This window comes from Bradyrhizobium sp. A11, assembly GCF_042077125.1.
Lineage (GTDB): Bacteria > Pseudomonadota > Alphaproteobacteria > Rhizobiales > Xanthobacteraceae > Bradyrhizobium > Bradyrhizobium japonicum_B.
In genome coordinates, this window is the sequence record NZ_CP149509.1 from 4,315,943 (window position 1) to 4,329,155 (window position 13,213).

The 13,213-nt window shown below is 63.1% G+C and carries 9 protein-coding genes; 5 read left to right on the forward strand and 4 right to left on the reverse strand.

The genetic code is table 11. The features are described from left to right. The first annotated feature begins 336 nt into the window (after positions 1 to 336). The 3 genes from WI560_RS20260 to WI560_RS20270 all read left to right on the forward strand — a co-directional run bounded on the left by WI560_RS20260 (position 337) and on the right by WI560_RS20270 (position 4,764). Positions 337 to 681 carry a hypothetical protein gene (locus WI560_RS20260; RefSeq protein ID WP_211419096.1) on the forward strand — a complete coding sequence of 115 codons (345 nt, stop codon included), beginning with the start codon at positions 337 to 339 and terminating at the stop codon, positions 679 to 681. A gap of 280 nt (positions 682 to 961) precedes the next feature. Then, on the forward strand, positions 962 to 3,628 hold the full coding sequence (locus WI560_RS20265; RefSeq protein WP_375304588.1) for an arylsulfatase: 2,667 nt from the start codon (positions 962 to 964) through the stop codon (positions 3,626 to 3,628). 77 nt (positions 3,629 to 3,705) lie between these two features. Further along, a complete protein-coding gene (locus WI560_RS20270) occupies positions 3,706 to 4,764 on the forward strand; it encodes a transporter (protein ID WP_375304589.1) in 1,059 nt (352 codons plus the stop codon). Between the two features lie 206 nt (positions 4,765 to 4,970). On the opposite strand, the gene WI560_RS20275 is transcribed toward WI560_RS20270, so the two are convergent. Together WI560_RS20275 and WI560_RS20280 are read right to left on the reverse strand one after the other, a co-directional pair. After that, positions 4,971 to 6,185, reverse strand: coding sequence for a hypothetical protein (locus WI560_RS20275; RefSeq protein WP_375304590.1), 1,215 nt, complete (start codon positions 6,183 to 6,185; stop codon positions 4,971 to 4,973). Positions 6,186 to 6,187: 2 nt separating this feature from the next. Further along, positions 6,188 to 7,555, reverse strand: coding sequence for an APC family permease (locus WI560_RS20280; RefSeq protein ID WP_375304591.1), 1,368 nt, complete (start codon positions 7,553 to 7,555; stop codon positions 6,188 to 6,190). Positions 7,556 to 7,909: 354 nt separating this feature from the next. Between WI560_RS20280 and WI560_RS20285 the strand changes: the two genes are divergently transcribed. Then, positions 7,910 to 9,178 (forward strand): alpha/beta hydrolase, encoded by a 1,269-nt coding sequence (locus WI560_RS20285; protein ID WP_375304592.1) that lies wholly within the window; start codon positions 7,910 to 7,912, stop codon positions 9,176 to 9,178. A gap of 160 nt (positions 9,179 to 9,338) precedes the next feature. Here the strand turns inward: WI560_RS20285 and WI560_RS20290 are convergent, their stop codons facing one another. Next, on the reverse strand, positions 9,339 to 9,716 hold the full coding sequence (locus tag WI560_RS20290) for a hypothetical protein (RefSeq protein ID WP_375159773.1): 378 nt from the start codon (positions 9,714 to 9,716) through the stop codon (positions 9,339 to 9,341). A gap of 90 nt (positions 9,717 to 9,806) precedes the next feature. Beyond that, complete coding sequence (locus WI560_RS20295) at positions 9,807 to 10,979, reverse strand: MFS transporter (RefSeq protein ID WP_375304593.1); 1,173 nt, start codon at positions 10,977 to 10,979, stop codon at positions 9,807 to 9,809. 186 nt (positions 10,980 to 11,165) lie between these two features. On the opposite strand from WI560_RS20295, the gene thrS reads away from it, so the two are divergent. Then, entirely contained in the window at positions 11,166 to 13,208 is a 2,043-nt protein-coding gene (gene thrS, locus WI560_RS20300) for a threonine--tRNA ligase (protein ID WP_375304594.1), read from the forward strand. Positions 13,209 to 13,213: the final 5 nt, after the last annotated feature.

The following is a 13,213-nucleotide window of genomic DNA, read 5'->3' on the forward strand; positions in this document are numbered from 1 at the left end:
GGCTTGCGACGACACAACATGCGACAGCTTGGCGGCAGGTTCTTGCCGCAAGACAGTCTTGCTGCCGGCTTTGCGACGTTTGCGTGCCAACGACAGCCTTTCAGCCTCTGCATCCGGTCGGCATAAGGCTTGTCTATCTTCGGCTGCAGGCTCTGCGAGTCAAGTCTGCAGGACCACCCTCCCAGCGAGAGGGTGGGTTTGGACGGCGATGGTCGGCCTTCTCAGCTTCCGCGATCGCCCAGCCCGCCATCGACCTGCTTTTGTTGATTTAGCTCAAGCAGTCATCAGGAGAGCCGTACCAAGTTTCTCGAAATAGGTTGCTGGAAGGAAAGAGCGATGCTCAAAATTTGCTTGGCATTTGCCGCCATTGCGTCGGTGGCGATGATACCGACCGCATCGGTCGCGCAAACGTTTCCCCAGGATATACCGATGGGCATCATCTGCTGGAGCCAAAATGCCAAGACTTGGGTGGTAGGCTACATCCACACCGTCAAGGAGAATGGTGAGGCAGTCTATCAAGGTCAGGGGGGACGGCTTAACGCAACGTTGAACGCCGCGCGTGTGATCGCGACGCCTTCTGACCGCCCTGCAGGACTAGACTGCTTTGGGAAGACCCTGGATCAGCTGCGCGCAATGGGTCGCCTCATTCCACTGCAGCGCGTGCCAACCTCTCCCCAATGAGGGAGGGCCGCGCCAGCGAATTCCTTCGGAATCAATGATGAGGCGCCGACGCTGTCAACAAGTGTCGAACGACGATCGTCATCGAAGCAATTGATATGGCTCAATACGCCGGTCGTTCGATCGGGCAAATTCGGCAATCAACGATGGAGGACACCGGGATGAAGCGCTCAATCGCATTTTCTGCCCTGCTGACAGCTGGACTGGTCGCCGGCTTCATAGCCGCGAGCACAGACCAGGCGGGTGCGGTGGTCTACTGCCAGTACGTCGACTATCCCGTCGGATGCATCGTCAGACCCGGCGTCGTGCTACGGCCGCGGCCGGTCGCACGGGCCGTTGCAACCCCGGGAGTCGGACGGGTGGGAACACCGGTGAATCGCGGCGGTCCGGTCAATCGCGCCGGGCGGCGCTGAGACGGCATCGAACTGTTGTCGATCTGCGGATGCGCTGGTCGCATCCCGCCATTTGGTCAATTGATTTCTATTTTTCCTCCTTCGCTGAGGTAGCCGACATGAGACGTATGACGACGGCGATCACCGCGCTGTCCTTGATCGTGCTGCTGCCGATTCCGGCCAATGCCCAGCAGGTTGCTCCACCCGCGGTCGTGCTTCCGACCGATCGCACAGTGCTGCCGATTCCCGAGCCGTCATATCCGCACAGCACCGTCTTCGACGCCCGCAATGCAACGCCGCCGCCACGCTTCGAGGTCAGGGCACCTGTCGGCGCACCCAACGTGCTCATTGTGCTGATCGACGACATGGGCTTCGGCCAATCCGGTGCCTTCGGCGGTCCGATCCGCATGCCGACGGTGGAGAAGCTGGCGAATGAAGGGCTGCGCTACAACGAATTCCATACCACGGCGCTCTGTTCGCCGACTCGCTCTGCGTTGTTGAGCGGCCGCAACCATCACATGAACAACTTTGGATCGATCGCGGAAACCGCGACGACCTTTCCCGGGCAGACCGGACAGCGCCCTAACAGCGTCGCCACGATCGCGGAGATGCTGAGACTGAACGGCTACAGCACCGCCCATTTCGGCAAGAACCACGAGACGGCGGCATGGGAGGTGAGTCCCTCCGGGCCGACCGATCGCTGGCCGACCCGCCAGGGCTTCGACAAGTTCTACGGCTTCATGGGCGGCGAGACCAACCAATGGGCTCCCCTCATCTATGACGGCATGACGCAGGTCGAGCCGTCCAAGGATCCCAACTACAATTTCATGACGGACATGACCAACAAGGCGATCGACTGGATGCAATACCAGAAGTCGCTGACGCCCGATAAGCCGTTCTTCATGTACTTCGCGCCGGGCGCCACCCATGCACCACATCACGTGCCGAAGGAATGGATCGCGAAGTACAAGGGCAAGTTCGATCAGGGCTGGGACAAGCTGCGCGAGGAGACGCTGGCCCGTCAGATCAAGCTCGGTGTGGTGCCGTCGGGGACGAAGCTCGCGCCCAAGCCGGAAGCCATCAAGGATTGGGCCGCGCTGAGCCCTGACGAAAGGAAGCTGTTCGCTCGCCAGATGGAGGTGTTCGCCGGCTTTGGCGAATACGCCGACACCGAGATCGGCCGCCTCGTCGACGCCGTCAAGGCGACTGGTCAGCTCGACAACACCCTGGTCTTCTACATCGTCGGCGACAATGGCGCGAGTGCGGAAGGCGGCATGAACGGCCTGTTCAACGAGATGACCTATTTCAACAGCGTGCAGGAGAGCGTTCAGGACATTCTCAAGCACTATGATGAACTGGGCAGCCCGATGACGTATAGTCACTATGCTGCCGGTTGGGCCGTCGCTGGCGATACGCCCTTCACGTGGACCAAGCAGGTGGCTTCGAGCTATGGCGGCACCCGCAACGGCATGGTCGTTCACTGGCCCAAGGGCATTGCGGCGAAGGGCGAAGTGCGCTCGCAGTGGCATCACGTGATCGATATCGTGCCGACGATCCTCGAAGCCACGAAGATTCCCGAACCGAAGAGCGTGAATGGAACGCCACAAGCCCCGATCGAGGGCGTGAGCATGGCTTACAGTTTTGGCAATGCCGGCGCTGCGAGCCGGCATACCACTCAGTACTTCGAGATATTCGGCAATCGCGCAATTTACAGCGACGGCTGGCTGGCCGGCACGATTCACCGTGCAGCGTGGGAAACGACGAACCGCAGGCCGCTCGAGCATGATATCTGGGAGCTGTACGACACGCGATCGGACTTCAGCCTGACGAACGATCTGGCAGCAAAGAATCCGGACAAACTAAAAGAGCTTCAGGATCTCTTCCTCAAGGAAGCCGTCAAATATTCCGTGCTGCCGCTCGACGACCGAACTCTGGAGCGACTGAACCCGGCCCTCGTCGGCCGCCCCGACTTGATGGCGGGCCGCAGCTCGCTGACGGTTCACGAGGGCATGCTCGGCATGTCGGAGAACGTCTTCATCAACACGAAGAACCGCTCGCATGTGATCACCGCCGATGTGGAAATTCCCAAGGCCGGAGCCAGCGGCGCCATCCTCGCCCAGGCCGGCAGGTTCGGCGGCTGGAGCTTGTATCTGAAGGACGGCAAACCGACCTACACCTACAATTTCCTTGGTCTCCAGCGATTTACGATATCTGCCCCGCAGGGGTTACCTGCCGGCAAGTCTACGATCCGTTTCGAGTTCGCCTACGATGGCGGCGGAATCGGCAAGGGCGCCGTGGGCACGCTGTTCGTCAACGGAAAGAGTGTTGCCACAGGCCGGATCGATCGGACACAATGCTGCGGCTTCTCGGCTGACGAAGGCGCGGACGTCGGTGCCGACGAAGGTACTCCCGTAACTGAAGCCTACAAGGTGCCGTTCAAATTCTCCGGCAAGATCAGCCAGGTGACGATCGAGCTGAAGGAAATGAAGAAGGCCGACAGCGAGGAAGCTGCAGAGGGTCGCAAGGCGGCCATGTTGAAGAGAGGATTGTCGGATTGAGCAATCGCATGTCGGAAGCCCCGGTTCGCCCCAGCGGGATCGCTAGACGTCATCAGATGGGCTGTGAGGCGGCAACCATGACGCACAATGCTACACACGCGCGTCGGTTGAGTGGCGCTCTCGCTGCCGCCGCCCTTGCTTTGCTTTCTCCGCAGGTGGCCCTCGCCGACGAAAACGGCATTTCGTTCTGGCTTCCGGGCCAGTTTGGCAGCCTGGCGGCCGTGCCGATGATGCCTGGATGGTCGCTCGGCACCGTCTATTATCACACCTCCGTCGGCGGCTCCGGCGGGGTCGCCGCGTCGCGGCAGATCTCGACGGGCAAACTTCCAGCGACGGTCAATGTCAGCCTGAACGCCAGCCTCAACGCACAAGCCGATATTCTGATCCTGGCGCCGAGCTATACGTTCGGCACGCCGGTGCTGGGCGGACAATTGGCCGTGGGTCTCACCGGCACATTCGCGCGGAGCGCCGTCGGAATCGACGGAACGCTGACTACCAACGTCGGCCCGTTCGGCTCGATTCGAACCGGCAGTCTCTCCGACACGCTGGTGTCGGTCGGCGATCTCTATCCGGTGATGTCGCTGAAGTGGCACAACGGCGTTCACAACTGGATGACGTATGCGACTGGCGACATTCCCGTCGGAGATTATCAATCGACCCGTCTGGCCAACACCGGCCTCGGTCACGGCGCCATCGATGCCGGCGGCGGATACACCTATCTCGATCTCGCGACGGGGCAGGAGTTCTCCGGTGTTGCCGGGTTCACCTACAATTTCAAGAACCCTGACACCCAGTACCAGAGCGGAATCGATTTTCATTTCGACTGGGGCGTATCCAAGTTTCTCTCCAAGCACGCGTTCGTGGGCTTCGTTGGATATGCTTATCAGCAGATCACCGACGATTCCGGTCAGCATCCGATTCTCGGCCCATTCCGCTCGCGCGTCCTGGGCGTCGGCCCGCAATTCGGCTACCTGTTTCCCGTCGGAGACATGCAGGGCTACTTGAACGTGAAAGCTTATGGAGAATTCGACGCGGCAAATCGGCCGTCCGGCTGGAATACCTGGCTGACGTTCTCCATCTCGCCCGCGCCGCCAGCGAGCACGGTGACGTCGACCAAGCATCACGTGCGGAAGTAATCCGCGGAGGCCGGCGCGGACCGATATTGTTGGGTATCAAGTCATATCTCATCGGCGCAGCGGACGCCCTTGAGCTGTCCGCCCGGCCGATTCTTGAGTTCACGGCCTAAAGCGCGATGTGATTAGGACGAATCGTCATCGCGCTTACGTTGTTGTTTAAGCATGATCTTTTCGGAAAACCGCTGCGCACTTTTCCGGATCATGCTTTAGCGAAACCAGTAGAAGCGCCCGGACTGCGGCGGGATCGACTCGGGCGGTCGCAGCCGTTTCGGACGCGGCGGCTTCGGCGCCGGCTCGGCCGACGAGGTCGCCTCCCCGCTTGGCGGCGTTTCGCTGCCCGGCACTTTCACCGCCAGCAATAAATTCGACTCGTGCTTGCGCCAGCGGTAGCCGACGCCGAAGTCGATCGGCTGAGCCCGTGTAAACAACTCGGCGTAGCGCTCCTGGTAGCGGCCGGGGAATTCACCGATCGGGCCGAGATAGCGGCCGAACGGGAAGAACCGCCATTGCCGCGCCCCGTAGTTCACGAGCGGAATGCCGGAATCGTCCTGGATGATGGTGGCGCTGTTGGCGAGCAGCCAGTCGCGGACGACGGTGAAGTTTCCGGAGTGCAGGAGATAGGACGCGCTCTTGAGCAGGCTGTTGCCCGGCCCCAGCGTCTCGCAGAATTTCAGGAAGCCGGTGTTGCGGGCGCCGGCATTGGAAAGGTCGGTGGAGAAATAATACAGCGTGCGTGCCTCGCCGTCGCTGCCGGCGAAGGTGATGCGCACGCCATGGGCGGCGTTCGGTCCCGGATTGTCGCCAGCGGCATGCATACCCCCCTTGGCGTCGAGCGCGACCATCTCGACGTTGCGGATGGTCTTGCCGGAGCGCGCCAGGAAGACATAGAGGATCGGCAAGGTGCCGTTGACCTGATTGGCGTGCAGGTCGACCTTCATCTGCTTGGTGATGAAGAACGAGAAGCTCAGGATCGAGCCGAGCGAACGTTCGACATTGTAGAGCGCGGCACTGATCGAGCCGCGCGGCAGCCGCGTCAAATCGGGCACGGCACCGACCGGCTCCAGCGCACCGAGCACGTAGGTGCTGGCCTTGGCATAGAATGCGTTGGCGTAGAGGAAATCCGGGCCGCTGAACATGTAGAACATGGTCGGCCGGGGCGCGGCGAGATTGACGTCGGCCCAATCGCGGATCTTCGAGAGCTGGCGCTGTTCGAGCTGGGCGAAGGCGCCGTCGAAGAACTTGGCATGGCGCTGCCACCCCGGCTCCCTTGTCAGCGGCAGCAGCGGCGAGTCCGCCGAAGGCTGCATGCCCGCGAGGAAGCGCGCGGTGTCATCGAAGGTGATGTCGGCGGCGCTGGCGGAGGAGACGGCCGCAGCCAGCAGGGCAAGAGCGGCGGCTGCAATTCTGAGGGGTCGAAACATATCTATTCGCGAGTGTGTGAATTGCCAGCGGCGACCGGCCGCCTGCGGAAAACGGCATAAATCAACAGGCCCGACAGCATGACGAGCATCCCCGAGAGCGACTGCACCGGCCGCTCGGTCAAGAGGTAGTACATCATGAACGCGGTCACGAGCAGGAAAACCAGGGGCGTGAACGGGTATCCCCAGGCGCGATAGGGCCTGGGCAGATCGGGGGCGGTGATGCGCAGCTTGATGACGCCGGCGACAGTGAAAAAAGAGCAGAACAACAGTGCGAACTGGATGAAGTCGAGCACCGCCTCGAAGCTGCGCGTGAACAGCAGCAGCGTCGCCACCGCGAGCTGGAACAGGATGGCATAGGCCGGCGCGCCGCTCGTGGATCGCTTCGAGAACACGCGCAGGGCCGGAATATCCTCTCCCATCGTCATCATCACGCGCGGGCCGATCCACATCATCGCGGAGATCGAGGAGACCAGGCCGACGCAGATCATCGCGCCGACGATGCGGCCACCGAGGCTGCCGAAGATCGCGGTGCCGGCAACACTGGCCACATCGAGCTGACCGGCGAGCGCGCCGACCGGCGTGGAATAGAGGAACACCGCGTTCAGCGCGACATACAGCACGAGCACGATCAGCGTCCCCGCCAGCATCGCGCGCGGCAGATTCCGCTGCGGCATGTTCATCTCGCCAATGATGTACGTCGCGGCATTCCAGCCGGAGAACGAATACATCACGAAGACGAGGCCGATCGCGAACGGCGCGCTGACGATGTGGGCGAGATCGCCCGGCTGCGGCGTGAAGGTGATCGGCTGCGGCACGCCGATGACGAAGCCGGCGACCAGGAATGCGACGATCAGCACGACCTTGATGATCGTCGCGATCAGCTGGAAGGTCGAGGAGTGCCTCACGCCGGTCAGCTGCACCAGCGAGACCAGCCACACCACGGCGATGGCGAGCGGGATCGGCGGCAGATCGGGCACGACCGACTTGGCATATTCGCCGAACGCCATTGCGGCAAGCGCGACCGGCGCTGCGAAGCCCACCGTCGCCGACACCCAGCCGGCGAGAAAGCCGAACGCCGGATGATAGGCACGGCCGAGGAAATTGTACTCGCCGCTCGAGCGCGGAAACATCGCCCCGAGCTCGCTGTAGGCGAACACCCCGCATAGCGCGACGATGCCGCCGACGGTCCACAGCAGCAGGATCGAGAAGCCGGACGGGATATCCTTGACCTGGAAGCCGAGGCTCGTGAAGACACCGACCCCGATCATGTCGGCCACGACGATGGCGGTCGCGACCAGAACCGAGACCCCTGTCCCGCTTCCGGTCAGCCGGCCAGTCCAGGGTTCGGTTCCCGCATCTGATGCCGTCATCGGGGTCCTTAACCTGAGGCGTGGTGCCTCGCGGGCGCATCGTGCAGTTTGGCCCAGTCAATTCAAGCAGGGTTAACAAGGGTTAAATGAGGCAATGGAAACGGGGTACTTGAGCACCGCTATTCCCGTAACCGAGAGAAAAAGCGGCATAAGCCCCGGAAAACCCCGTCCACCCTCCCCACAATCAGGACACGATTGCATGGTCCTTTTGAGCGTTCCGGATGTGGGGAAGTTTCTCCGGACGCTTAACGTCGCCTAAACGCCGGTCGGCTCAATTGTCTCGAGATTGCCGAGTGGACGTGACTTTGGGGTCATGGGTGGATGGTCGGGGCCGTTCCGAAACCGAGAGCTGACATGCGTGCCGATCGGATCCCCTCCGATGCGCGCGGTCGTGCGCTCCGGCTCGGCCTGATCTCAGCCTTGGTGCCGCTGTCGCTGACGCTGGTTCAATGCGGCAAGGCACCGAACCCGGCCGCGCTCGCGGCGAACTCACAGGCGAACGTCCAGGTCGTTGCGAAGACGAACCAGAAGGTGGCGAGCGGCGACACGTTCGAGGATCGCTTTCCGGCCCCGCAGTTCAGTGAGCGCTTTCCGTCCGCAAGCGAGAGTCTCCTGCAGCGGCAGATGTCGGATTTCTCGCCCAAGCGCGCTGTGCAGCAGCCGCCTGAGCAGGCACCTTACAAAGTCGCCTCGCTGGAGCCGCAGGTCCCCTACAAGCGCCCCGCGCGCGAGGGCCTGACGACCCTCGTCAGCATGAAGTCGTCGGCCTTTCCCTATTTCGGCAACAACCCCGCCTCCGACGCACCGTTCCTCAACATTGCCAAGGGCGACCGCCGCGGCCACCGCAGCTATTCCGGTCGCGTGTTCTGGCAGGACGAAACCTACAATGACAGCCGCGTGCTGGTGCACGTGCCCGAGCATTTCGACGCGCGCAAGCCGGGCGTGATCGTGGTGTTCTTCCACGGCAACGGCGCAACGCTCGAACGCGACGTGCGCGATCGCCAGCTGGTGCCCAAGCAGATCACCGATTCCGGCGCCAACGCCGTGCTGCTCGCCCCGCAGATGGCGGTTGATGCCGCCGATTCCAGTGCCGGCAAGTTCTGGCAACCGGGCGGCTTCAAGCGCTTCATGGCTGAAGCGGCCGAGCACCTCGCCCGTGTCACCGGCGATCCCAACGGCGCGCGCGCCTTCGCCAGCATGCCGATCGTGATCGTCGGCTATAGCGGCGGCTTCCTGCCGACGGCCTGGAGCCTGGAGGTCGGCGGCATCAGCGAGCGCGTCCGCGGCGTCGTGCTGCTCGATGCCGTCTATGGCGAACTGGACAAGTTCGCGTCCTGGATCGAAAGCCACCGTTCCGGCTTCTTCGTCAGCGCCTACACCCGCCACACCGCGCGGCGCGACCGCGAGCTGATGAGCATGCTCCGTCAGAAGGGCATCAGCGTCGCCGAGGACATGGATCAGCCGCTCCGCCCAGGCAGCGTGGTGTTCGTCGAGACCGCCGACGGCATCACCCATCGCGACTATGTCACCCGCGCCTGGACGCAGGATCCGCTCAAGGACGTGCTGGTGAAGATGGCGGCGACGCCGTCGCTGGCGCTGGCGCGCGTGGCATCCAGCCGTTAAAGCGCGATGCGATTGGGATGAACCGTCATCGCGCTTCAGGTTGTTGTTTAAGCATGATCTATTCGGAAAACCGCTTCGCACTTTTCCGGATCATGCTTTGGCCTTGCGGCTGCTCAGCCGTATCGGCAGCTGAGCATGTCCGCAGCATCAGTTCTTGACATCAGTTCTTGGGCAGCTTCGGGATGCTCTCGGCAAAACCGTTGAAGCAGGTCAGCCGCTCGTCCTCTTCCTTGAAAAACCGGCAATCGGCGTAGCCCTTGGCCTTCGCAGGCTTCGGCTTCGGGGCCGGCGGTATCACGGCATCGTAGCAATTGAGGCGGTCCTTGGTGCCGTCGTCGATCTCGAGACAGGCCTGGAGCCGCACGGCGATCGATTGCGGCTTGCCCTTCGGCGCCGCGGCCGGCTTCGCCGTCGCCTCCTTGGTCCCTTTGGGCTTGACCTGCACCAAGGGCTTGTCCCCGACCATCGGTGGCTTGTCGGCTTGCGCGAACGCGGAGGCTGAATAGAGCACCGCGGCAACCGCCAGAATCATCCTCATTTCAGTCAACTCTCTTTGGTCCCCATGACCGGCGTTCTAGCCCTCTCGCGCGCTGTTTGCCAAGCACCTTGCGCGCGCCAGGCGCGAAAGTCAGGCCGTGACAGCGGCCTGATTGGGCCGGGTCAGGACCACCAGGATCAGCGCCAGCGCGACGAAACCGACGGCGACGAAGCCGAGCGTGTGCAGGAGCCCGCGGGCGAACAACAATCCGCCGATGGCGGAGCCGACCGCCTGGCCGATATAGAGGACGGAGGTGTTGAGCGCGACGGTCGCCGATGCCAGCGACGGCGCGGCGGCGACCAGCCGGACCTGCTGCATCGAATTGGTCGAGGCAAAGCCGAGGCCCCAGATCGCAACCCCGCACGTCATTAAGGCAAGCGTACCGGCGCCGATCGCCCAGCCCGCGACCCCCGCCAGCAGCAGGCAGGTGAACAGCAGCGAGGTCCGATAGGGCCCCCAGGTGTCGACGATGCGGGTGGCGATGACGACGCCGAGGAAGCCGCAGATGCCGTAGAGCGCGAACACCGTGCCGATCGCATCGGGGCCGGCGCCGGTGAGCTTGTTGAGCAGCGGGCCCATGTAGGTGAAGATAACGAACTGGCCGGACATATGCAGCATGGTGATCACAAGCAGCAGCAGAATCGTCGTGTCGCGGCCGACCTCGCGCCAGGTCTTCAAATCCACCGGCACTCCCTGCAAGCCCGCCGGCAAGCGCAGCAGCAACAGCACGAAGCTGAGACAACCGAGCACGCCGATCTCGCCATAGGCTGCCCGCCAGCCATAGCGGCTGGCGATGAATGTGATCAGCGGAAGACCGACGGCGGCAGCCAGCGACCAGCCGAGAAAGACATAGGCGATGGTGCTGCCGCGCCGCTCGGCCGGGACGATCAGCGCCGCCGTGCCGGCGGCCTGCGGCGTGTAGAGCGCACCGACCGCGAGCATGACGAGGCGGATGGCGAGGAGGCTGGTGTAATCGGGGGCAAAGGCCGAGGCGAGATTGCCCAAAGCGAGCACAGCGAGCGTCGCGGTGAGCAGCGTCCGCCGTTCGATGCGGCTGGTGAGCCAGGCCGTCAGCGGCGAGCCGATGCACAGCGTCACCGCGCCGAAGGTGATCAGCAGCCCGGCGGCATGAATGCTGACATCGAGTCCCCCAGCCAATTCCGGCAGCATGCCCGCGGGGGCAAGCACGGAGCAGCCGGTGACCAGATTGCCAAGCATCAGGGCGGTCGGCGCGAAACGGCCGGCAACGGGAGGATTTTTCATGCAACTGCATGTAGAGCAGCCCCGCGGCAAGTCAAAGGGCACGCGGCCAAATAGTTGAAGCGCCGTCTCGGTTTTTGCGCGCCACTTTCTTGGAATTGCCGGATTGCGCAGGCCGAATCGCCTGATATATCGCTCGTTCCCGCTTACCTGCGCTCGTTCGCAGGAGTGAGCCTCAGGAGAAAAGCAATGACCGATCAGCCCAAATCCGAGTCCGGCTTCCAGTACAGCCTGTCCAATCTCAAGCCCGTGACCCCCGCCGCCAAGGTCACCCTCACCTTCCCCGACGGCGCCCGGCGCGAATACGACAAGAGCATCACCGGCCTCGACATCGCCAAGGGCATCTCGCCGTCGCTGGCCAAGCGCACGGTCGCGATGGCGCTCGACGGCGTGCTCACCGACCTCAACGATCCCATCGAGGACGACGCCAAGATCGAGCTCGTCAATCGTGACGATCCGCGCGCGCTCGAATTGATCCGCCACGATTGCGCCCACGTGCTGGCCGAGGCCGTGCAGACGCTGTGGCCGGGCACGCAGGTCACCATCGGCCCCGTGATCGAGAACGGCTTCTACTACGACTTCTTCCGCAACGAGCCGTTCACGCCGGAAGACTTTGCCGCGATCGAGAAGAAGATGCGCGAGATCATCGCGCGCGACAAACCCTTCACGAAAGAGGTCTGGGACCGCGAAAAGACCAAGCAGGTGTTCCGCGACAAGGGCGAGGCCTTCAAGGTCGAGCTGGTCGACGCCATTCCCGGCACCGAGCCAATCAAGATCTATTACCAGGGCGACTGGTTCGACCTCTGCCGCGGCCCGCACATGACCTCGACCGGCAAAGTCGGCAACGCCTTCAAATTGATGAAGGTGGCCGGCGCCTATTGGCGCGGCGACAGCAACAACCCGATGCTGACCCGCATCTACGGCACGGCCTTCGCCAAGCAGGAGGATCTCGACGCCTACCTCAAGCAGATCGAGGAGGCCGAGAAGCGCGACCACCGCAAGCTCGGGCGCGAGCTCGACCTCTTCCATTTCCAGGAGGAAGGCCCGGGCGTGGTGTTCTGGCACCCGAAGGGCTGGACCATCTTCCAGCAGCTGATCGCCTATATGCGCCGCCGCCTGACCGGCGATTACAGCGAGGTCAACGCGCCGCAGATCCTCGACAAGGTCTTGTGGGAGACCTCGGGCCATTGGGGCTGGTATCGCGAGAACATGTTCGCGGCGCAATCGGCCGGCGACGAGGCCGAGGACAAGCGCTGGTTTGCGCTGAAGCCAATGAACTGCCCGGGCCACGTGCAGATCTTCAAGCACGGCCTGAAGAGCTACCGCGACCTCCCCCTGCGCCTCGCCGAGTTCGGCGTGGTGCATCGCTACGAGCCGTCGGGTGCCATGCACGGCTTGATGCGCGTGCGCGGCTTCACCCAGGACGATGCGCACATCTTCTGCACCGAGGACCAGCTCGCCGAGGAATGCCTGAAGATCAACGATCTGATCTTGTCGACCTATGCCGATTTCGGCTTCACCGGCGATCTCACCGTGAAGCTGTCGACCCGGCCGGAAAAGCGCGTCGGCACGGACGCGATGTGGGATCACGCCGAACGCGTGATGGCCACGGTGCTGCGCGAGATCCAGTCGCAGAACAATCACATCAAGACCGAGATCAATCCGGGCGAAGGCGCCTTCTACGGGCCGAAGTTCGAATATGTGCTGCGCGACGCCATCGGCCGCGACTGGCAGTGCGGCACCACGCAGGTCGACTTCAACCTGCCGGAGCGGTTCGGCGCGTTCTACATCGACCATGACGGCGGCAAGAAGCCGCCGGTGATGGTGCACCGCGCGATCTGCGGCTCGATGGAGCGCTATATCGGCATCCTGATCGAGCACTATGCCGGAAACTTCCCGCTCTGGCTGGCTCCGGTGCAGGCGCTGGTCACGACCATCACCTCGGAAGGCGACGAATACGCCAAGGTGGTGCTGGAGCAGGCACGGCGCGCCGGGCTGCGGGTCGAGATCGACCTGCGCAACGAAAAGATCAACTACAAGGTCCGCGAGCACTCGCTGGCCAAGATCCCGGCGCTGCTCGTGGTCGGCAAGAAGGAGGCCGAGACGCATTCGGTCTCGGTCCGCCGGCTCGGCAGCGAGGGTCAGAAGGTGATGACGACCGCCGAGGCGATCGCCGCGCTGGTCGACGAGGCAACCCCGCCGGATGTCCGGCGGGCGCGTCGCGCCTTCTGACCGCT